Origin of the sequence: Streptomyces sp. NBRC 110035, from assembly GCF_000829695.1 — a bacterium.
In the GTDB taxonomy this organism is placed as follows: domain Bacteria; phylum Actinomycetota; class Actinomycetes; order Streptomycetales; family Streptomycetaceae; genus Streptomyces.
Map to the genome: position 1 here is coordinate 222,981 of NZ_BBNN01000021.1, position 21,462 is coordinate 244,442.

The window sequence follows — 21,462 nt, forward strand, 5'->3', positions numbered from 1 at the left end:
GGCCCCTCCCTCTCGACGCCGGGGCGTGCCTCTCTTCGTGTCCCTCAGCCGGAGAAGCCGACCCGGGCGAGCCGCAGCGCGCCGCGCAGCCCCAGGCGCACCCGGTGCACGCCGGCGGTGGCCGCCGGGGCCCCGGCGCGGGCGAGGGGCGCCTCGAGTGTGACGTAGTCGTACGGGTCCGACGGGGCCGCCGGGGACAGCGTGGCGAGCACCGGGCCGTCGTCGAGGGAGAGCTCGACGCTGCCCTCGCCGGACACCTCGACGGTCACCTCCGTCGCCCCCTCCCCGAAGTCGCAGCGCCGGAAGACCAGCTCGCCCTCCTGCCCGGCCGCCGGCGTCACCGCGTCGCCCGACTCCCTGGTCCGGTCGACGATCTCGGTGCCGCTCTGCTCGTCGTAGTCCGCCGCGTCCAGTCCGTGCCCGAGAACCGGGCGGGGGACGGAGGGCTCGCCGTCGGGGGTGACGGTGGTCCACTGCCGGACGTCCGTGCTGGACGCGCCGGCCAGCAGCTCGTACCGGCCCGGCTCCACCCGCCACCGGCCCACCGCCACATCCCAGAACGCGAAGGCGGACAGGGGGAGTTCGAAGACGGCCTCGGCCGTCTCGCCGGGAGCGAGGGTCAGCCGCCGGTGGGCCGCCAGCTCGCGCAGCGGACGCGGCACCGACGGGTCCACGGCCCGCGTGTAGAGCTGGGCCACCTCGTCGGCCGGGACGGCGCCGGTGTTGGTGACCGTGAACGACACCCGCACCGCCCGCCCCTCGGCGCGAGCCGTCAGCTCGCCGTAGGCGAAGGCCGCGTACGACAGGCCGTGCCCGAAGGGGAACAGCGGAGTGCCCCCGAAGTACAGGTAGGTCTGGCGGGAGCCGATCACGTCGTAGTCCAGCAGGCCGGGCAGATCGGCGTCCTTGGCGTACCAGGTCTGCGGAAGCCGGCCGGCGGGGGAGACGTCACCGGCGAGCACCCGGGCCAGCGCGGTGCCCGCGGCCTGCCCGCCGTGCGCGGTCCAGAGCACCGCCGGCAGGTCCGTCGGGTCGACCGCGTACGGGTAGGCGGAGACCAGCACCAGCACGGTGTTCGGGTTGGCGACGCGGGCCGCGCGCAGCAGCAGTTCCTGCTGGGCGGGCAGCCGGAGCGTCGTCCGGTCCTCGGTCTCCCGGCCGTTGATGTGAGGGTCGTTGCCGGCGACCACCACGACCACGTCGGCCTGCGCCGCGGCCCGCGCCACCGCCTCCTCGCCGTTCTCGGTGACGATCAGCTCGAAGACCTCGGGGGCCGACGCGGCGGGACCCTCCCCGGCGGTGACCTCCTCCGGGCTCCCGGCGCTCCCGGCGCTCCCGGTGTGCTCGGTGCTCTCGGCGTTCTCCGCGGCAACCTTCACACCGTCGGCGGTGACCTGCACATGGCGCCCTGTCCCCAGGTGCCTGAGGAGGTGACCGCCGCCGTGCGGTTCCAGCCGGAACGTCTCCTGCACGACCCAGCCGCCCGGCTGGTCGGCGGAGGCGCGGAGGTAGCCGTCCTCGGCGACCGACAGGTACCGGCCGTCCGGGGCGCGCAGGGTCAGCACGCCCTCGCCCCAGTCGACCAGAGCGAGTTCGGTGCCCTCCGGCCCGGCGGTGAGCGGGGCCAGGTCGGTCCGGCCCGCGAGCAGTGCCGGGTCCAGCGCGCCGGCGGCGCCGCGTACCTCGTCGGCGCTGTCGGGCGCGGGCGGGACGTGCAGGAAGGCTCCCGAGGAGGTCCTCAGCAGGACGCGGTCCACGCCCTCCGTGAACTCCACCCGCTCGGCGCCGAACCGCTCGTAGAGCCCTTCCAGGGGAGTGGAACGGTGGATGAGGGTGCCGCTGTACCAGTCGAGCTTGCACTCGTCGGCGAGCAGGCCGACCACGGCGACACGGGCGGGCGCCGGGGCCAGGGGCAGCAGGCCGTCGTTCTTCAGCAGGACGACCGCCTGCTCGGCGGCCTCCTGCGCCAGAGCCCGGTGCTCCGGGGTGTCGAAGGCGTGCTCGTCGGCGCGCCCCTCCGCCTGCGGGACACCGCCGTCCCCGCCGTCCCCGCCGTTCCCGTACGGGTCCTCACCCGGGTCGAACTCGCCGAGCCGGAAGCGCACCGAGAGCTGCCGGCGGACGGCGCCGTCGATCTCGGCCTCCGTCAGCAGTCCCTGCCGCAACGCCGCCTCGAGGCGCCCCACGATGACCGAGCTGTCCGTGCCGTGGTCCGTGAAACTGTCCACCCCGGCCCGCAGCGAGGCCGCGACGGCCTCCTCGTGGGTGTCGAAGTAGTGCTCGGAATCGACCAGGTTGGACGGTGCGCCGGCGTCCGAGCAGACCAGCAGCTCCTCCTCCGTCCAGGTGCGCAGCTGCTCGCGCAGGTACGGCGAGACATGGTTCGGGCGGCCGTTGACCAGGTTGTACGCGGGCATCACCCCGGCCACCGCGCCCGCCTCGACGGCGTCGCGGAAGGCGCGCAGATCGTACTCGTGCAGCACACGCGGGCGGACCGAGCTGGAGGCGGTGTCCCGGGCCGTCTCGTTGTTGTGCGCGAGCCAGTGCTTGAGCACCGGCGCCGTGCGCCAGTACACCGGATGATCACCGCGCAGACCGCGGGTGTAGGCGGTGGCGATCGCCGAGGTGAGCCGGGGATCCTCCGAGTACCCCTCCTCGTTGCGGCCCCACAGGGGGTGGCGCAGCAGATTGACGGTCGGCGCCCACACGTTGAGGCCGACCCGCTCGTCCCGGGCGCGCATCGCGCGGGTCTCCCGGGACACCGCCTCGCCCACCCGGCGCACCAGCTCGGGGTTCCAGGTCGCCCCCAGCCCGACGGCCTGGGGGAACACGGTCGCCGGACCCATCCAGGCCACGCCGTGCAGCGCCTCCTGGCCGGTGCGGAAGGCGGCGATGCCGAGCCGCTCGACAGCGGGCGTGAACTGGTGCAGAGCTCCGATCTTCTCCTCGGGGGTGAGCCGCGACAGAAGGTCGTCGATGCGCTTCGCGAACGGCAGGTGCGGATCGCGGAAAGGCGGCGTGTGCGGCGTTGGTGCGGTCACGTGGACATCCCTTTGCGGTGGAGCGGCGAGGCGCTTTCGAAGCGCTTCGATGCTCATTCCGAGCAGGGGTGGGTGTCAAGGACATGGGCGCGACGGATCGGACGCTCCGGGGGATCTCACGGACATTCCGTGAGGAGTGAGCGCGCATGCTGATCGCGCAGTTCCTCGGCACACCTCGGAGGAATCTTGTAAGCAACTCTTGTGCGCCCCTGGGTGTTCACTTAACCTCGCAGCAACATCGAAGCGCTTCGACTGCGGGGCCGCCTCCCCGGCACGTTCCCTGAGAACGACCGCTTCGGCTCAGCCAGTTCCAGTGAAGACACCGCAGCCGACGGCCACCGCCGGGTGTCCTGGTGTGCCATGAAGGGTTGACGCAATGACGCCGAACGCCTCCACCTCCTCCGGGCCCAGCCGGAGAAGCTTCCTCGCCTCCACGGCGGTCGCCACCGCAGCGGTGGCGGGGGGAATGCCGCTGCTCGCCGCGTGCGGCGGGTCCGACGGAGGTTCGCGGGAGGGCACCACGTCGGGCAAGGATGCCAAGAAGCTGCTGCCGACGTACGTGGCCAGCAACGTGGTCACCCCCGACATCCCCAGCAAGAACGGTTCTGCGGTCGGCTTCACCAGCAAGCTCGACCTCGCCGGCCTGAAGACGTCGGTGCCCGAGAAGCTCGGCAAGGGCAGCAGGATCACCGTCATGTCGCCGTTCTGGGGCTCCCCGCCCAAGGGCGGCAACGCCTACTACAGGGCGATGAACGACCTCATCGGCGTCGACGTGGTCTGGCAGAACCAGGACGGCAACACCTACGACCAGAAGCTCGGCGCGGTCCTCGCCTCCAGCGACGTGCCCGACGTGGTCGTCGTGCCCGGCTGGAACATGACGGGCAAGATCCCCAGCGCCGTCATCGGCAAGTTCGCCGACCTCGGCCCGTACCTCTCCGGCGACGCGGTGAAGGACTACCCGAACCTCGCGGCGATCCCCACCGACGCCTGGCAGCGGTCCATCTTCGGCGGCAAGCTGCGCGGCCTGCCCATGCCCTCCTCGTACGTCACCGGCATCGTGCCGCTCTACCGCCAGGACATCTTCGAGAAGGAGGGGTACGAGGTCCCCCGCTCCTGCGACGAGTTCATGGCGCTGGCCAAGGACGCCACCAACGCCAGGGCCAAGCGCTGGGCCTGCCTGGACATGAAGTGGACCGCCTTCAACGCCTTCGGCGTGCTCTCCGGCGAGGAGAAGTCGCTCGGCTGGAACCAGGCCGACGGCAAGCTGCTCTACCGCATAGAGACCGACGAGTACCTCGAGGCCCTGGAGTGGACGCGCAAGCTGTTCGCCGCCGGTGTCGTGCACCCCGACGCCAAGTTGGGCAAGAGCAACGCCACCGACCCCGGGCCCAAGTTCGCCGCCGGCGAGTTCCTGATCTACAACCAGGACTCCTCGCAGTGGTGGAGCCGCACCGCCGAGCAGGCCACCCAGAACCCGGATTTCAAGATCTGGGGCATGGACATCTTCGGCCACGACGGCGGCGACCCCACCCTGTGGGCCAAGAACCCGGCCGGCATCTTCGCCTTCGTCAACAAGAAGGCGTCCGAGGCCGTGATCCGTGACGTGCTGGCCCTCGCCAACGTCACCGCCGCGCCGTACGGCACCAAGGAGTACATGCTCACCAACTACGGCGTGGAGGGCACCCACTACACCGTCAAGGACGGTGTGCCCACCAAGAACGACCAGGGCAACATCGATGTGATGAACGCCTACGTGATGGTCGCCAGCCCCGCCGCGACCATCGCCCACCCCGACTTCCCCGAGGTCGCCAAGGGCCAGGTCGAGTGGCAGCAGCGGATGGGCGCGTTCACCAGGAAGTCGTCCTTCTACGGCATGCAGATCACCGAGCCCACCCGCTACACCAACCTCTCCAACGACTTCGAGCAGCTGGAGGACGACGTCATCCGGGGCCGCAAGAAGATCAGTGACGTACAGCAGGCCGTCTCCGACTGGAAGAGCAGGGGCGGGGACGAACTGCGCGACTGGTACCGGAAGATCCTCGACGAGAACGGTTCGGCGGCCGGCTGACCCGGGACCGAGGCAAGAAGAACCGCCGTGTCGCACAGCACGGTGCCTCGGAGCAAGGCCGAGGCCACGAAGCCGGTCGAGAAGCCGGCGGCGTCCGGTGACGCCGCCGGCCCCCCGGACGCACCACGCCGGGGAAAGCGCGGCAAACTGAGCCTGCGGCTCAGATACCGGCGCGACCGCGTCCTGCTGCTGATGACCCTGCCCGCCGTGGCACTGGTCCTGGTCTTCAACTACCTGCCGATCCTCGGCAACGTCGTCGCCTTCCAGGACTACGACCCCTACATCAGCGACAACGGCGTCGCCTCGATGCTGAACAGTCCCATGGTGGGACTGGAGAACTTCCAGCGGATCCTCGAGGACTCGGCGTTCTGGAACGCCCTGAAGAACACCCTGGTGCTCTTCTTCCTCCAGCTCGTGCTGTTCTTCCCGATCCCGATCCTGCTCGCGCTGCTCATCAACAGCGTGGTCAGGCCCCGGGTGCGGGCGGTCGCGCAGGCCGTCCTGTACCTGCCGCACTTCTTCTCCTGGGTGCTGGTCATCGCCGTCTTCCAGCAGATGTTCGGCGGTGCGGGCATCTTCTCGCAGCTCCTGCGCCAGAACGGCCACGACGGCCTGGAGGTCATGACCAACCCCGACACCTTCATGTTCCTGCTCACCGCGCAGAGCGTGTGGAAGGACGCCGGGTGGGGGATCATCGTCTTCCTCGCAGCGCTGGCCTCTGTCAGCCCCGACCTGTACGAGGCCGCCGCCATGGACGGTGCCGGACGCCGGCGCCGGATGTGGCACGTCACCCTGCCCGCGCTGCGGCCCGTGATCGCGCTGCTGCTCGTCCTGCGGGTGGGTGACGCGCTCACCGTCGGCTTCGAACAGATCCTGCTGCAACGCGACGCCGTCGGACCGGGGGCGTCGGAGGTCCTCGACACCTTCGTCTGGTGGAACGGCGTGCGCAACCAGGACTTCGGCTACGCGGCCGCCGCAGGCCTCATCAAGGGCGTGGTCAGCCTCGGACTGGTCCTCGCCGCGAACAAGGTGGCCCATCTCATGGGCGAGCAGGGGGTGTACAAGAAGTGACCGCCGTGATCGACGAACCCACGACGCACAAGGGCCGGGGCTGGGCCGCCCCGCCCCGCCCGGTGTGGGAGGAAGCACCCACCGGGGCCGGACTCGCGGGCAAGGGCATCGTCCTGGCCCTCGCCTGCATGGCGGTCGTCTTCCCGCTGTGGATCGTGATCGTCACCAGCCTGTCCACCCGCAGGGCCATCGACGAGGCCGGCGGCCTGGTGGTGGTGCCCAAGGACATCACCTTCATCGCCTACCAGGAACTGCTCAGCGGCGGCCAGGTCACCAGGGCCGCCCTGGTCAGCATCGGCGTCACGCTGGTCGGCACCGTGTTCTCGATGACCGTGTCCGTGCTCTGCGCCTACGGCCTGTCGCGCACCGACTCGCTGGGGCACCGCTGGACCCTGATGACGCTGCTGGCGACCATGTTCTTCAGCGCCGGCCTCATCCCGACGTACCTGCTGGTGCAGACCCTCGGCCTGACCGACAGCTACCTCGCGCTGATCCTCCCCAGCGCCATCAGCGTCTTCAACATCCTGGTCCTGCGCGGCTTCTTCATGAACATCTCGCAGGAACTCACCGACAGCGCCCGCATCGACGGGGCGGGCGACTTCCGCATCCTGTGGCAGATCGTCATGCCGCTGTCCCGCGCGGTGATCGCGGTCATCACGCTCTTCTACGCCGTCGGCTACTGGAGCGCATGGTTCAACGCCTCGCTGTACCTCAACGACCAGAACATGCTGCCCCTGCAGAACGTCATGATCCAGCTCGTCCAGAAACAGGAGGCCCCCGTCGGCCTCGGACAGGCCATCAAGACCGGTGAACTGTCGGGACTGGCCGTCCAGATGGCCGTCATGGTCATGGCCCTGCTCCCCGTCGCCGTGCTGTCCCCCTTCGTCCAGAAGCACTTCAAGAAGGGCATGCTCACGGGCGCCGTGAAGGGCTGACCGGAGGGGGCCCGGCGATCCGCCGATCCGCCGCGGCCCTCCCACCCCACTTCCCCACCATCCGCCGAACGAGGTAGGCCAGCTCATGCACGCGTCCCGCACATCCCGTACGTTCCTCACCCTCCAGGAGCGTGCCTGATGCCCGGACTGGGCGACGCCACCCGCGGGCGCATCCTCTACGGCGGCGACTACAACCCCGAGCAGTGGCCCGAGGAGGCCTGGCACGAGGACATCCGCCTGATGCTGCAGGCCGGCGTCAACTCCGTGACGCTGGGCGTCTTCTCCTGGGCGAAGCTCGAACCCCGTCCGGGGGAGCGGGACTTCGGCTGGCTGGACCGGATCATGGACCTGATGCACGAGGCCGGCATCGGCGTCGTCCTCGCCACCCCGACCGCCTCGCCGCCGCCCTGGATGGGGCACCTCCACCCGGACACCCTGCCCCGCGACGAGGAAGGCCGCACCGAGTGGTGGGGCGGCAGGCAGCACTTCTCCCACTCCAGCGCCACCTACCGCCGTTACGCCGCCGCCGTCACCGAGGACCTGGCCGCCCGCTACGCCGGCCACCCGGCCCTCACCATGTGGCACATCAACAACGAGTACTGCACCTACGACTGGGGAGACGAGGCCGCCGCCCGGTTCCGCGACTGGCTGCGCGACCGTCACGGCACCCTCGACGCCCTCAACACCGCCTGGGGCACCGCCTTCTGGAGCCAGGGCTACGGCGACTGGGCCGAGGTCATGCCGCCCCGTCACCCGCACTACCTGAAGAACCCCACCCAGGTGCTGGACTTCAAACGGTTCACCTCCGACATGCTCCTGGAGTGCTGCACCGCCGAACGCGACATCGTCCGCCGGCACACCCCGCACCTCCCGGTCACCACGAACTTCATGCCGCTGTGGGCGGGGCAGGACGCCTGGCGCTGGGCCGAGGAGGAGGACGTCGTCTCCGTCGACCTCTACCCCGACCCGCGCGACCCCTTCGGCGCCCAGGAGGGCGCCCTGGTCCAGGACATGACGCGCTCCCAGGCACGCGGCCCCTGGATGCTCATGGAGCAGGCGGCCGGGCCGGTCAGCTGGCGCGGCGTGAACCACCCCAAGCCCCGCGGCCTCAACCGGCTGTGGTCCCTGCAGGCCGTGGCACGCGGCGCGGACGCCGTCTGCTACTTCCAGTGGCGCCAGTCCCGGCAGGGCGCGGAGAAGTTCCACTCCGGGATGGTGAGCCACGCCGGCGAGCAGGGCCGTACGTACCAGGAGGTCAGGCAGCTCGGTGCCGACCTGGCGCGGATCGCCCCGCACGTCACCGGCGCGCACGGCACCGCCCGCGTCGCCGTACTGCACGACTGGCACTCCTGGTGGGCCGGCGACCAGGACGCCCGGCCGTCCCACGAGGTCGACCACCCCGGCATGCTGCGCGCCTGGCACCGCGCCCTGTGGCAGGCCCACCTCACCACCGACTTCGCCCACCCGGAACACGACCTGTCCGCCTACCCGTTGGTCGTCGTCCCGCAGCTCTACCTGCTCACGGACGCGGCCGTCGACAACCTCCTCGGCTACGTACGCGGGGGCGGCACCCTCGTCTGCGGTTTCCTGACCGGCGTCGCCGACGAGGACGACCGGGTGCGGCCCGGCGGCATGGACGCCCGACTGCGGGACCTCTTCGGCATCCGCACCCTGCACGAGTGGTGGCCGCTGGAGGCGGGGGAGACCGTCGCCTGCGAGGGCTTCCGCGGCACCCTGTGGTCCGAGGAACTGGAGGCCGACGGCACCGCCGACGCGACGACCCCCTACAAGGGCGGCGAACTCGACGGCCTGCCCGCCGTCCTGCGCAAGGGCCGCGCCTGGTACGTCTCGACGCTCCCGGAACCCGGGGCGCTGCGCGACCTGCTCACCCGGATCGCCGCCGGGGCGGGCGTACGGCCTGTGCTCGACGGGCTCCCCGACCAGGTGGAGGCGGTACGCCGGGGGGACCTGCTGTTCCTGCTCAACCACGGCCGGGAACCGGTCGCCGTCGACCTGCCGGGCGCCCACCACGACCTGCTTACCGGCACCGACGTCACCGGCCGGGTCACCCTCGGCCGCCACGGCGCGGCGGTGCTCCGCCCAGGAACGAACCCAGGAACGAACCCGTGAACACACCCGTGGACGCACTGGTGAACGAGCCCACGCACCACACCGCACCCGTTCACGGGACCTGGGAACCGCAGCCCGCCGCCCGCTGGGAGGACGCCTTCCTGAGCGGCAACGGTCACCACGGCGCCCTCGTGTTCGGTGACCCGGACGACGAACGGGTCGTCGTCACCCACCACACCCTGGTCCGTCCGGTCGGCGCCGACGAGGACCGGCTGCCGCCCCGGCTGGCCGAGGAACTGCCCGCCCTCCAGGACCGGCTGCTCGCCGGGGACACGAAGGCCGCCGAGACCTTCACCGACGGCCGCCCGCTCCAGTGGGTCCGGCCCTTCCACCCGGCCTTCCAGGTACGCCTGCGCCGACCCGACGGCGCCCGGGACGAGGCCGGCGCCCCGCCGTTCCACCGCCGCACCCTCGACTTCCGCACCGGCGTGGCGGAGGCCGCCCGCGCCGACCGGACCGGCCGCGTCTTCGTCTCCCGCGCCGACGACGTGATCGTCCAGTACGTCACCGGGCCGGACCTCACCCTCGACATCCGCCTGGACCACCGCCTCGCCGGCGCCCCCGCCACGCTCGGTGTCGGCCACGGCGCCGTCCTCACCCCCGGGGGCGCCCTGCTCAGCCTGCGCGCCCGTTACCCGGACAGCGACCTCGCGTACACCGGCGTCACCCTGGCCGCCGTCACCGGCGGCACGACGACACTCGCTCCGCAGGGCGTGCGCGTCGCGGGCGCGCGGTCCGTCCTGCTGCTCACCCGGGTGCGGCGGCACACCTGGGAAGCGGACGTGGTCGCCGAGGGCCGCGCCCTGCGCGCCCTGCTCGGCGAGGAACCGGGCCCGTACGGCATGCTCCTCGCCCGCCATCTGTCCCACCACCGCACCGCCTACGACCGCGTCACCCTCGACCTGGCCGCCGACCCGGCCGAACGCGCCCTGCCGGGATCGGAGCTGCTGGCCCGGCCGCGCAGCGCGGCCCTGCTCGAGCGCCTCTTCGCGGCCGGCCGCTACCACCTGCTGTCCTCCGGCGGCCTGTTCCCGCCCCGCCTCACCGGCCTGTGGACCGGCGACTGGGACACCGCCTGGTCCGGCGCCTTCACCAACGACGCCAACCTCAACCTCCAGACCGCCTCCGCCGCCGCGGCGGCCCTCCCCGAGGTCAGCGAGGCGCTGGCGTCACTCGTCCAGCGCCAGCTCCCCGACTGGCGGGACAACGCCCGCGAGGTCTTCGGCGCCCGGGGCGTGGTCGCGCCCGCCCACTCCGACGGCGAGTCCGGGCACAGCTACCACTTCAACCGCGAGTACCCGCTGCACCTGTGGACAGCGGGCGCCGACTGGCTCCTCGGGCCGCTCGTCGACCACGACGAGACCCGCGGCGAGCACGATCCCCGCACCACCGCCGCCCTCGCCGAAGTCGCCCTGTTCTACGAGGACTTCCTCACCCGCACCGACGACGGGGGCCACCTGGTCGTCGTTCCCTCCTACTCGCCGGAGAACCGCCCCGCGAACGCCGGTTGGGGCACCGTGAACGCGGCCATGGACCTCTCCGCCGCCCGGCACGCGCTGCGCACCGCCGCCGACCGCCACCCCGAGCACGCAGGCCGCTGGCGGGCCCTCGCCGACCGGCTCCCGCCGCACCGGACCAACGCCGACGGCGCCCTCGCCGAATGGGCCAGGCCGGGCCTCGAGGACTCCTACGACCACCGCCACCTCAGCCACCTCTACGCCGTCTGGCCGCTGCACGAGATCACCCCGTACGACACCCCGGACCTGGCGGCCGCCGCCCACCGCGCCCTCGAACTGCGCGGCCCCGAGAACGACTCCGCGCACGGCCATCTGCACCACGCCCTGATCGCCGCCCGCCTCCGCGACGCGGAACGGGTCACGGGCGCCCTCGGCCGGGTCCTCGACGGCGACTTCTTCCACGCCTCCCTGATGAGCGCGCACTACCCCCACCGCGACGTCTACAACGCCGACGCCGCCCACACCCTCCCGGCCGTGCTGATCGAGGCGCTCGTGCAGTCCACCCCCGGCCGGCTGGTCCTGCTGCCCGCCCCGCCCGCCGGCCACCCGCGCGGGGCGCTGCACGGCGTACGGACCCGCTTCGGCGCCGCCCTCGACCTCACCTGGACCCCGGACGGAGCCACCGCCGTCCTGCGCCCCACCCGTACCGTCCGCATCGAACTGAGGACTTCCGAAGGCGCCGGGCCGCTCGACCTCGCCGCCCACGAAGACCGCCTCCTCACCCTGAAGGCGCGGTGACGCCGGCACCATCCCCCCACCCATGGAAGAACATTTCATGGCACCAGGCATCACGAGCAGGATCGGCACGGCCCTGGCGGCGCCCGTCCTCGCCCTCGGCATCACCGTGGGCACGGCCTCCGCCCCCGCCCACGCCGCGATCTGGAGCTCCTGCGACCAGTGGGGCAACACCACCCTGAACGGCTACACCCTCTACAACAACATCTGGGGCTCCGGCACCGGCAGCCAGTGCGTCTGGGCCAACTCCGGCACCCACTGGGGTGTGTGGGCCGACCACCCGAACACCGGCGGCATCAAGTCGTATCCGAACGCCAAGAAGGTGGTCGGCAAGCCCATCGACTCGCTCGGTTCACTCACCAGCAGCTATGACGTGACCGTCCCGTCCGCGGGCGCGTACAACACGTCGTACGACATCTGGGACACGGACCACGACTACGAGATCATGCTGTGGGTCAACCACCACGGCGCCGTCGGCCCGCTCGGCAGCCCGCAGGGCACGGTGAGCCTCGGCGGTCACACCTGGAACGTCCACAAGGGCGACAACGGCGCCAACCAGGTCTTCTCGTTCCTGCGTACGTCCGACTCGAGCTCCGGGACCGTCGACATCCTGCCGATCCTCGACCGGATCGAGGACACCAAGGGCTGGATGGGCAACGAGACCATCGGCGACGTGCAGTTCGGCTACGAGATCACCTCGTCGTCCGGCGGGCTGGACTTCCGCACCGACAACCTGACGGTCAGCAGCAGCTGACCCCTGCCCGCGCCCGGTGGGCGGCCGGACCGGCCACCGGGCGAAGGAGCGGGAACGAGACGGCGGGAGTGCCTGCACGGGGTGGCGCGGAGGCGCCGCGGGTCACGCGCGGGCGGGTGCCGGGCCCGAACTCGCCCGGACCGTCAGCTCGGGCGCGATCAGCACGACCACGTCCTCGCCCCGGCCGTCGAGCTTGGCGACCAGGTGCTCCACGGCGTACCGGCCCATCTCCTGCGCGGGGATGGCGACCGACGTCAGCCGCACCGACGCCTGGACGGCGACCTGTTCGGGGCAGACCGCGACCACCGAGACGTCCTCCGGCACGGCCCGCCCCTGCTGCCGCAACAGGGCGAGCAGTGGTTCCACCGCCGACTCGTTCTGTACGACGAACCCGGTGGTGTCCGGACGCTCGTCGAGGATCCGGGCGAGCGTCACGGCCATCGCGTCGTACCCGCCCCCGCACGGCCGGTGCAGCAGGCGCACACCCAGCTCCCGTGCTTCGGAGCGCAGTCCGTCCAGGGTGCGCTCGGCGAAGCCGGTGTGCCGTTCGTACACCGCGGGGGCCTCGCCGATGACGGCGATGTCGCGGTGCCCCAGCTTCGCCAGATGCCCCACACAGAGCGCGCCGGTGGCCCGGAAGTCGAGATCGACGCAGGTCAGGCCGGAGGTGTCGGCGGGCAGTCCGATCAGCACCGCCGGCTGGTCCGCCCGTAGGCCCGGCCGCGCTCCGCCGGGGGCCTCCGGGGCGTCCACGCCGCGCAGCAACGGCAGCCGGTCGTCCTCGAGTTCGACGTCCATCAGGATCATCCCGTCGGCGAGTCCGCTGCCCGCGACGCGGCGCACCGCGTCGGGCCCCTCCTCGCCGGTGAGCAGCAGGACGTCGTACCCGTGGGTGCGGGCCGTGGTGGCCACGGCGATGGCGATCTCCATCATCACGGGCACGTACATGTCCGTCCGCAGCGGGACCATCAGCGCGATGATGTTGGACCTGCTGCTGGCCAGGGCGCGGGCCCCCGCGTTCGGGTGGTACCCGAGCCGTTGGATGCTCTCCTCGACCCGCTGCCGGGTGTTCGCGGAGATGGACCGCTTGCCGCTGAGGACGTAACTCACCGTGCTCGCCGAGACTCCGGCGTGCTGGGCGACCTCGGCGAGGGTGACCATCCAGCTCTCCAATTGTTGTGAAGCGCTTCGACGGTGCGCCAGGACGATGGGACGGACGAGGATGACTCGATCGGTGGCTCGACCCTAATACCGGCATGGGTGCGTGTCCATACACCTGTCGAAGCGCTTCGACGGATGGATCGCGGTGACCTGTCCGAGGCTTCGTGGACCAGGGGCGAGCCGGACTCCCGTACCTCCAGGTTGCCACGAACGCGCCGCCGCGACCCCGAGAGGGCCCGGCCGCGCCGGAAGGGCGCGGCGGGTCGGCCGAACGGGTGCACGAAGGGTGGCGGGGCCGCTACGCGTCGGGTACATACGTACAAGTAGCACCAGTCGGTGACGTAACCCCCCCGGGATCGCGCGAAGGATCCCCGGGGCCGGTGCCGAGCCCGCACGCAGTCCGCACGCCCTCCGACCCTCCGGCCTTCCGATACGCGGCGAGGTGAGCCTCATGTCCGCCACACCCGAGACCCCCCGGTCCCCGTCCCGACCCACCGTCACCGAACGCGAGGCCCGTCAGGTCGCCGAGGCCGCCCGGGAACAGGACTGGCGCAAGCCCAGCTTCGCCAAGGAACTGTTCCTCGGCCGCTTCCGGCTCGACCTCGTCCACCCCCACCCCCTCCCGGCCCGTGAGGACGCCGAACGGGGCGAGGAGTTCCTCGCCAAGCTCCGCGACTTCTGCGAGACCCGGATCGACGGAGCCCTGATCGACCGCGAGGCGCGCATCCCCGACGAGGTGGTCACCGGCCTCAAGGAACTCGGCGCCTTCGGCATGAAGATCGACACCAAGTACGGCGGCCTGGGCCTGACGCAGGTCTACTACAACAAGGCCCTCGCCCTGGTCGGCTCCGCCAGCCCCGCGATCGGCGCCCTGCTCTCCGCCCACCAGTCGATCGGCGTCCCGCAGCCGCTGAAGATGTTCGGCAGCCAGGAGCAGAAGGACACCTTCCTGCCCCGCTGCGCCCGCACCGACATCTCGGCCTTCCTGCTCACCGAGCCCGACGTGGGATCCGACCCGGCACGGCTCGCGACCACCGCCGTCCCGGACGACGAGGGGTCGTACGTCCTCGACGGCGTGAAGCTGTGGACGACCAACGGTGTGGTCGCCGACCTCCTCGTCGTCATGGCCCGTGTGCCGAAGTCCGAGGGCCACCGGGGCGGCATCACCGCCTTCGTCGTGGAAGCGGACTCCGAGGGCGTCACCGTCGAGAACCGCAACGCCTTCATGGGCCTGCGCGGCCTGGAGAACGGCGTCACCCGCTTCCACCGCGTCCGGGTCCCCGCCGCCCACCGCATCGGCGAGGAGGGACAGGGCCTGAAGATCGCGCTCACCACGCTGAACACCGGACGGCTGTCCCTGCCCGCGATGTGCGTCGGCGCCGGAAAGTGGTGCCTGAAGATCGCCCGGGAGTGGTCGGCGGCCCGCGAACAATGGGGCAAGCCGGTGGCGCTGCACGAAGCGGTCGGATCGAAGATCGCGTTCATCGCGGCGACCACCTTCGCCCTGGAGGCCGTACTCGACCTGTCCTCGCAGATGGCCGACGAGAACCGCAACGACATCCGCATCGAGGCCGCCCTCGCCAAGCTGTACGGCTCGGAGATGGCCTGGCTGATGGCCGACGAACTGGTCCAGATCCGCGGTGGACGCGGCTTCGAGACGGCCGACTCCCTCCGCGAGCGCGGCGAGCGGGCGGTCCCCGCCGAGCAGATCCTGCGCGACCTGCGCATCAACCGCATCTTCGAGGGCTCCACCGAGATCATGCACCTGCTGATCGCACGGGAGGCCGTCGACGCCCACCTGTCCGTCGCCGGCGACCTCATCGACCCCGGGAAGCCCCTGGGCGACAAGGCGAGGGCGGGGGCGAACGCGGGCGTCTTCTACGCGAAGTGGCTGCCCAGGCTCGTGGCGGGTCCCGGACAGCTCCCCGGCACCTACGGAGAGTTCAAGCACGGGACCGACCTCTCCCCGCACCTGCGGTACGTCGAGCGCGCGTCCCGCAGACTCGCCCGCTCCACCTTCTACGCGATGTCCCGCTGGCAGGGCCGGATGGAGACCAAGCAGGGCTTCCTGGGCCGGATCGTCGACATCGGCGCCGAACTGTTCGCGATGAGCGCCGCCTGCGTCCGCGCCGAACTCCTGCGCACCCGCGGCGAGAACGGCCGCGAGGCCTACCAGCTCGCCGACGCCTTCTGCCGTCAGTCCCGCGTCCGCGTCGAGGAGCTCTTCGACCGGCTGTGGACCAACACCGACGACATCGACCGCAAGGTGGTCAAGGGCGTGCTCTCCGGCACCTACACGTGGCTGGAACAGGGGGTCGTCGACCCCTCGGGCGACGGCCCCTGGATCGCGGACGCCGCGCCCGGCCCGAGCACCCACGAGAACCGGCACCGGCCGATCCGCTGACGCGCGAGCTGCCGGGGCGGGGCCCCGGCAGCGCCCGCGACCGGACACAATGGTGCCCATGACCGACGCTCCAGCTCCGCTCGCCGACCCGCACCTGGTGTACGACCCCGTGGCGGGGGACGGCCCCAAGGACGTGGTGATCCTCGGCTCCACGGGTTCGATCGGCACCCAGGCCATCGATCTCGTACTGCGCAACCCCGACCGCTTCCGCGTCACCGGCCTGTCCGCCAACGGCGGCCGCGTCGCGCTCCTCGCCGAGCAGGCCCACCGGCTGCGGGTCCGCACGGTCGCCGTCGCCCGCGAGGACGTCGTCGGCGCGCTGCGAGACGCCCTGAGCGCCTGGTACGGCGCGGGGGAGCCGCTGCCCGAGATCCTGGCCGGAGCGGACGCGGCCACGCGGCTCGCCGCGTCCGACTGCCACACCGTCCTCAACGGCATCACCGGCTCCATCGGGCTGGCCCCGACCCTCGCCGCCCTGGAGGCGGGCCGCACCCTCGCGCTCGCCAACAAGGAGTCGCTGATCGTCGGCGGCCCGCTGGTCAAGGCACTGGCCGAGCCGGGCCAGATCATCCCGGTCGACTCCGAGCACGCCGCGCTGTTCCAGGCGCTGGCCGCCGGAACCCGCGCGGACGTCCAAAAGCTCGTCGTCACCGCCTCCGGAGGCCCCTTCCGCGGCCGTACCAGGGACGAACTGGCGAACGTCACCGTCGAGGACGCCCTCGCCCACCCCACCTGGGCCATGGGCCCGGTGATCACCATCAACTCCGCGACCCTGGTCAACAAGGGCCTCGAAGTCATCGAGGCACACCTGCTGTACGACATTCCCTTCGATCGCATTGAGGTCGTCGTCCACCCGCAGTCGTATGTCCACTCGATGGTTGAGTTCACGGACGGATCGACACTGGCCCAGGCGACGCCCCCCGACATGCGCGGGCCCATCGCCATCGGCCTCGGCTGGCCCGAAAGGGTCCCCGACGCCGCCCCGGTCTTCGACTGGAGCAAGGCGTCCACCTGGGAGTTCCACCCCCTCGACAACGGGGCCTTCCCCTCGGTGAACCTCGCCCGGCACGTCGGCGGGCTCGCGGGAACCGCCCCGGCGGTGTTCAACGCGGCGAACGAGGAGTGCGTGGAGGCGTTCCGCGCCGGCGCGCTGCCGTTCAACGGCATCATCGATACGGTCACCCGGGTGGTCGAGGAGCACGGCACCCCCCGGCCGGGAACCTCTTTGACGGTCCCGGACGTCCTCGAAGCGGAGACCTGGGCGCGAGCGAGGGCCCGGGAACTGACAGCCCGTACGGCGAGCGCGGAGGCGCGTGCATGACGACCCTGATGTTCATCCTCGGCATAGTGGTCTTCGCGGTCGGCCTGCTGTTCTCGATCGCCTGGCACGAGCTGGGACACCTGTCCACGGCCAAGATGTTCGGCATCCGGGTGCCCCAGTACATGGTCGGCTTCGGCCCGACCCTCTGGTCCCGGCACAGGGGCGAGACCGAGTACGGCGTCAAGGCGATCCCGTTCGGCGGCTACATCCGCATGATCGGCATGTTCCCGCCCGGCGCCGACGGACGCCTCGAGGCCCGCTCCACCTCACCGTGGCGCGGCATGATCGAGGACGCCCGCTCCGCCGCCTTCGAGGAACTGCGGCCCGGCGACGAGAAGCGCCTGTTCTACACACGCAAGCCCTGGAAACGCGTCATCGTGATGTTCGCGGGCCCGTTCATGAACCTGATCCTCGCGGTCGTGCTGTTCCTCACGGTGCTGATGGGCTTCGGCATCCAGCAGCAGACCACCACCGTCAGCTCGGTCTCCCCCTGCGTCATCTCGCAGAGCGAGAACCGCGACGCGTGCGAGGGGTCCGACCCCCGGTCCCCGGCCGCCGCGGCCGGCATGGAGGCGGGCGACAGGATCGTCGCGTTCGACGGCGTCCGGACCGACGACTGGGGCACGCTCTCCGACCTCATCCGCGACAGCGCCGGCAAGGCCGTGCCGATCGTCGTCGACCGCGACGGCCGGGAGGTCACCCTCCAGGCGGAGATCGCCACCAACCTGGTCGCCAAGAAGGACTCCAACGGGCTCTACGTCGAGGGCGAGTACGTCAAGGCCGGCTTCCTCGGCTTCAGCGCGGCCACCGGCGTCGTCAAGCAGGACTTCGGCGACTCCGTGGTCTGGATGACCGACCGGGTCGGCGACGCGGTCGACTCCCTCGCCGCCCTGCCGTCCAAGGTGCCCGCCCTGTGGGACGCCGCCTTCGGCGACGGCCCGCGCGAGCAGGACTCCCCGATGGGCGTCGTCGGAGCGGCCCGGGTGGGTGGCGAGATCGCCACGCTCGACATCCCGGCCTCGCAGCAGATGGCCATGTTCGTGATGCTGCTCGCGGGCTTCAACCTCTCCCTGTTCCTGTTCAACATGCTCCCGCTGCTGCCCCTCGACGGCGGGCACATCGCGGGCGCCCTGTGGGAGTCGCTGCGCCGCAACCTCGCCAGGGTGCTGCGCCGCCCCGACCCGGGCCCGTTCGACGTGGCGAAACTGATGCCGGTGGCCTACGTGGTGGCCGGGATCTTCGTCTGCTTCACCCTCCTCGTCCTCGTCGCGGACGTGGTGAACCCGATACGGATCTCGTAGGACCCGTCCGGCACGCATCCGCCGGACACCTGCCGTTCACGACGGCCTGGAACCGTTTCGTTCCGGGCCGTCGTCCTTTGGGCGCGTTTACGGCCGGGATGTGCCGGGGCCGACGGCGGTGCCGTAATCTCGGAGCCCGGAGCCCGCTGCTCACCGGGAGCCGGACCTTGATCCACGACTTGGGGTTGCACAGCAGATGACTGCGATTTCTCTCGGTATGCCGTCCGTTCCGACCACGCTCGCCCCGCGGCGCAAGAGCCGGCGGATCCAGGTCGGGTCGGTGGCGGTGGGCGGGGACGCGCCGGTGTCGGTGCAGTCGATGACGACGACGCGTACGTCGGACATCGGGGCGACGTTGCAGCAGATCGCGGAGCTGACGGCGTCGGGGTGCCAGATCGTGCGGGTGGCGTGTCCGACGCAGGACGACGCGGACGCGCTGGCGACGATCGCGCGGAAGTCGCAGATCCCGGTGATCGCGGACATCCACTTCCAGCCGAAGTACGTGTTCGCGGCGATCGAGGCGGGCTGTGCGGCGGTACGGGTGAACCCGGGCAACATCAAGCAGTTCGACGACAAGGTCAAGGAGATCGCGAAGGCGGCCAAGGACCACGGCACCCCGATCCGGATCGGGGTGAACGCGGGGTCGCTGGACCGGCGTCTGCTGCAGAAGTACGGGAAGGCGACGCCGGAGGCGCTGGCGGAGTCGGCGTTGTGGGAGGCCTCGCTGTTCGAGGAGCACGGCTTCCGGGACATCAAGATCTCGGTGAAGCACAACGACCCGGTGGTGATGGTGGAGGCCTACCGGCAGTTGGCCGCGCAGTGCGACTACCCGCTGCACCTGGGGGTGACCGAGGCGGGTCCGGCGTTCCAGGGGACGATCAAGTCGGCGGTGGCGTTCGGAGCGCTGCTGTCCCAGGGGATCGGTGACACGATCCGTGTCTCCCTGTCGGCGCCGCCGGCCGAGGAGGTGAAGGTGGGTCTGCAGATCCTGGAGTCGCTGAACCTGAAGCAGCGTGGTCTGGAGATCGTGTCCTGCCCGTCCTGCGGGCGTGCCCAGGTGGACGTGTACAAGCTCGCGGACGAGGTGACGGCCGGTCTGGAGGGCATGGAGGTCCCGCTGCGGGTGGCGGTGATGGGCTGTGTGGTCAACGGTCCGGGCGAGGCCCGTGAGGCCGATCTGGGTGTGGCGTCGGGTAACGGCAAGGGGCAGATCTTCGTGAAGGGCGAGGTCGTCAAGACCGTCCCGGAGTCGAAGATCGTGGAGACCCTCATCGAGGAAGCGATGAAGATCGCCGAGCAGATGGAGGCCGACGGCGTGGCCTCCGGCGAACCCCGGATCTCGGTCGCCGGCTGACGAAGCCCGTCAGGCAGCCGTACCCCCGGGCCGGTCCGCCCGCTCGGGCAGACCGGCCCCTCGGCGCTTCCTGCCCGGGAAACCCCGGGCAGGACCGTTTCTCCCCCGCGAGTCGGCAGCACACAAATTCGGCGGGTACAGTGCGGAAACCAGCAGACCCAAGTGTGTGAGGCCCCCCGCACGTGTTGACGCAGACCACCTCCCGGGTCCTCGAACCGAGCGACCTGGACGCCGCCCTCGCCATCCTCGACCGCGAGCCGGTGGCGAACGCCTTCGTGGCGTCCCGGGTACAGGTCGCGGGCCTGGACCCGTGGCGCCTCGGTGGCGAGATGTGGGGCTGGTACGAGGGCGGCATGCTCACCTCCCTGTGCTACGCGGGTGCCAACCTGGTCCCCATCTGCGCCACCCCCCGGGCCGTCCGCGCCTTCGCCGACCGCGCCCGCCGGGCCGGCCGCCGCTGCTCCTCCGTCGTCGGCCCCGCGACGCCCACCGCCGCCCTGTGGCGGCTCCTCGAACCCCAGTGGGGCCCCGCCCGCGAGGTCCGCGCCCACCAGCCCCTGATGGTCACCGACCGGCTGCCCGACGGCATCGCCCCGGACCCCTACGTCCGCCGCGTCCGCAAGGACGAGATGGAAAAGATCATGCCGGCCTGCGTGGCGATGTTCACCGAGGAGGTCGGGATCTCCCCGCTGGCCGGTGACGGCGGCCTGCTCTACCAGGCCCGGGTCGCCGAACTCGTCGGTGCCGGACGTGCCTTCGCCCGCTTCGACGCCGACGGCAAGGTCGTCTTCAAGGCCGAGATCGGTGCCGCCACCGACCGCACCTGCCAGATCCAGGGCGTATGGGTGGCACCCGGACACCGGGGCAGGGGGGTCGCCGCCCCCGGCATGGCGGCCGTACTGCGCTACGCCCTCGCGGACGTGGCCCCCGTGGCGAGCCTCTACGTCAACGACTTCAACACCGCCGCGCGCCGGACCTACCGGCGGGTGGGGTTCCAGGAGGTCGGCGAGTTCATGAGCATCCTGTTCTGACCCCACGGTCTCCCACCGTCCCCTGTAGTCTCCCCGGCATGCTGCGCTTTCCCGGTCACGGGCACCCCCGCCCCGACGACATCGTGATCGGCCCCCTCGACCTCGTCGCCCACGTCGACGAGGCACTGGCGGTCCAGGCGAAGGCGTTCGGCCTCGGCCCCGACGAGGTGGCCGTACGCCGGCAGATCGTGCTGCGCCACATGACCCTGCAGGGCGCCAGAGCCTTCGGAGCCACCGTCGACGGCCGTCTCGTCGGCTTCGTCTACGGCATGCCCAACGACCGCGCCCACTGGTGGTCCACCGTCGTCGAGCCCCACCTGCGCGCCCGCGGCCACGACGACTGGCTCGACGACTCCTTCGTCATCACCGAACTCCACGTCCACCCGCGCTACCAGAAGCACGGCATCGGCCGCTCCCTGATCACCACGATCACCGACGGCGCCGAGGAACCCCGCTCGATCCTCTCCGCCATCGACATCGAGAGCCCCGCCCGCCGCCTGTACCGCTCCCTCGGCTACGACGACCTCGCCCGCCGCGTCCACTTCCCCAGCGCTCCCAAGCCGTACGCCGTGATGGGCGCCCCCTTGCCACTCCTTCGCCGATAACGGATTTCCGCCCCCCGGTCCCGCCCGGCTAACC

Annotated in this window: 14 protein-coding genes; 12 read left to right on the forward strand and 2 right to left on the reverse strand. The window is 71.3% G+C overall.

The genetic code is table 11. The features are described 5' to 3' along the window. Nucleotides 1-44: 44 nt before the first annotated feature. Complete coding sequence (locus TU30_RS11685; protein ID WP_042168205.1) at nucleotides 45-3,041, reverse strand: glycoside hydrolase family 3 C-terminal domain-containing protein; 2,997 nt, start codon at nucleotides 3,039-3,041, stop codon at nucleotides 45-47. A gap of 376 nt (nucleotides 3,042-3,417) precedes the next feature. On the opposite strand from TU30_RS11685, the gene TU30_RS11690 reads away from it, so the two are divergent. The 6 genes from TU30_RS11690 to TU30_RS11715 all read left to right on the forward strand — a co-directional run bounded on the left by TU30_RS11690 (nucleotide 3,418) and on the right by TU30_RS11715 (nucleotide 12,251). Continuing rightward, a complete protein-coding gene (locus TU30_RS11690) occupies nucleotides 3,418-5,109 on the forward strand; it encodes an extracellular solute-binding protein (protein ID WP_042168208.1) in 1,692 nt (563 codons plus the stop codon). A 27-nt stretch (nucleotides 5,110-5,136) separates the two neighbouring features. Next, complete coding sequence (locus TU30_RS11695) at nucleotides 5,137-6,180, forward strand: sugar ABC transporter permease (protein ID WP_042168210.1); 1,044 nt, start codon at nucleotides 5,137-5,139, stop codon at nucleotides 6,178-6,180. After that, nucleotides 6,177-7,115 (forward strand): carbohydrate ABC transporter permease, encoded by a 939-nt coding sequence (locus TU30_RS11700; protein WP_042168211.1) that lies wholly within the window; start codon nucleotides 6,177-6,179, stop codon nucleotides 7,113-7,115. Before TU30_RS11695 ends, TU30_RS11700 begins: the two co-directional genes overlap by 4 nt. 138 nt (nucleotides 7,116-7,253) lie before the next feature. Beyond that, nucleotides 7,254-9,245, forward strand: coding sequence for a beta-galactosidase (locus tag TU30_RS11705; RefSeq protein WP_042168213.1), 1,992 nt, complete (start codon nucleotides 7,254-7,256; stop codon nucleotides 9,243-9,245). Continuing rightward, nucleotides 9,242-11,500: a glycoside hydrolase N-terminal domain-containing protein gene (locus tag TU30_RS11710; protein WP_234307838.1), complete on the forward strand. Its 2,259-nt coding sequence runs from the start codon at nucleotides 9,242-9,244 to the stop codon at nucleotides 11,498-11,500. Before TU30_RS11705 ends, TU30_RS11710 begins: the two co-directional genes overlap by 4 nt. A gap of 37 nt (nucleotides 11,501-11,537) precedes the next feature. Next, nucleotides 11,538-12,251 (forward strand): hypothetical protein, encoded by a 714-nt coding sequence (locus TU30_RS11715; protein WP_042168216.1) that lies wholly within the window; start codon nucleotides 11,538-11,540, stop codon nucleotides 12,249-12,251. Nucleotides 12,252-12,353: 102 nt separating this feature from the next. Here TU30_RS11715 and TU30_RS11720 read toward each other — a convergent pair whose 3' ends face one another. Then, on the reverse strand, nucleotides 12,354-13,412 hold the full coding sequence (locus TU30_RS11720) for a LacI family DNA-binding transcriptional regulator (protein ID WP_042168218.1): 1,059 nt from the start codon (nucleotides 13,410-13,412) through the stop codon (nucleotides 12,354-12,356). A 451-nt stretch (nucleotides 13,413-13,863) separates the two neighbouring features. Here TU30_RS11720 and TU30_RS11725 point away from each other — a divergent pair, with 451 nt between their 5' ends. The 6 genes from TU30_RS11725 (at nucleotide 13,864) to TU30_RS11750 (ending at nucleotide 21,428) form a co-directional block, all read left to right on the forward strand. Next, nucleotides 13,864-15,816, forward strand: coding sequence for an acyl-CoA dehydrogenase family protein (locus TU30_RS11725; protein WP_042168222.1), 1,953 nt, complete (start codon nucleotides 13,864-13,866; stop codon nucleotides 15,814-15,816). Nucleotides 15,817-15,874: 58 nt separating this feature from the next. After that, nucleotides 15,875-17,137, forward strand: coding sequence for a 1-deoxy-D-xylulose-5-phosphate reductoisomerase (dxr, locus tag TU30_RS11730; protein ID WP_042168225.1), 1,263 nt, complete (start codon nucleotides 15,875-15,877; stop codon nucleotides 17,135-17,137). 8 nt (nucleotides 17,138-17,145) lie between these two features. Further along, nucleotides 17,146-18,438, forward strand: coding sequence for an RIP metalloprotease (locus TU30_RS11735; protein ID WP_107068433.1), 1,293 nt, complete (start codon nucleotides 17,146-17,148; stop codon nucleotides 18,436-18,438). A 196-nt stretch (nucleotides 18,439-18,634) separates the two neighbouring features. After that, a complete protein-coding gene (gene ispG, locus TU30_RS11740) occupies nucleotides 18,635-19,792 on the forward strand; it encodes a flavodoxin-dependent (E)-4-hydroxy-3-methylbut-2-enyl-diphosphate synthase (RefSeq protein WP_042168231.1) in 1,158 nt (385 codons plus the stop codon). A 182-nt stretch (nucleotides 19,793-19,974) separates the two neighbouring features. Then, entirely contained in the window at nucleotides 19,975-20,823 is an 849-nt protein-coding gene (locus TU30_RS11745; RefSeq protein ID WP_042168233.1) for a GNAT family N-acetyltransferase, read from the forward strand. A 38-nt stretch (nucleotides 20,824-20,861) separates the two neighbouring features. Next, nucleotides 20,862-21,428, forward strand: a complete 567-nt coding sequence (locus TU30_RS11750) for a GNAT family N-acetyltransferase (protein ID WP_042168237.1) — start codon at nucleotides 20,862-20,864, stop codon at nucleotides 21,426-21,428. Nucleotides 21,429-21,462 lie beyond the last annotated feature (34 nt).

Bases quoted from the DNA above. Each gene is read 5' to 3' on its own strand.
- TU30_RS11735 (WP_107068433.1), top strand. From the start codon at position 17,146: ATGTTCATCCTCGGCATAGTGGTCTTCGCGGTCGGCCTGCTGTTCTCG.
- ispG (WP_042168231.1), top strand. From the start codon at position 18,635: ATGACTGCGATTTCTCTCGGTATGCCGTCCGTTCCGACCACGCTCGCC.
- TU30_RS11690 (WP_042168208.1), top strand. From the start codon at position 3,418: ATGACGCCGAACGCCTCCACCTCCTCCGGGCCCAGCCGGAGAAGCTTC.
- TU30_RS11705 (WP_042168213.1), top strand. From the start codon at position 7,254: ATGCCCGGACTGGGCGACGCCACCCGCGGGCGCATCCTCTACGGCGGC.
- TU30_RS11720 (WP_042168218.1), bottom strand. From the start codon at position 13,412: ATGGTCACCCTCGCCGAGGTCGCCCAGCACGCCGGAGTCTCGGCGAGC.
- TU30_RS11715 (WP_042168216.1), top strand. From the start codon at position 11,538: ATGGCACCAGGCATCACGAGCAGGATCGGCACGGCCCTGGCGGCGCCC.
- TU30_RS11750 (WP_042168237.1), top strand. From the start codon at position 20,862: ATGCTGCGCTTTCCCGGTCACGGGCACCCCCGCCCCGACGACATCGTG.
- TU30_RS11725 (WP_042168222.1), top strand. From the start codon at position 13,864: ATGTCCGCCACACCCGAGACCCCCCGGTCCCCGTCCCGACCCACCGTC.
- dxr (WP_042168225.1), top strand. From the start codon at position 15,875: ATGACCGACGCTCCAGCTCCGCTCGCCGACCCGCACCTGGTGTACGAC.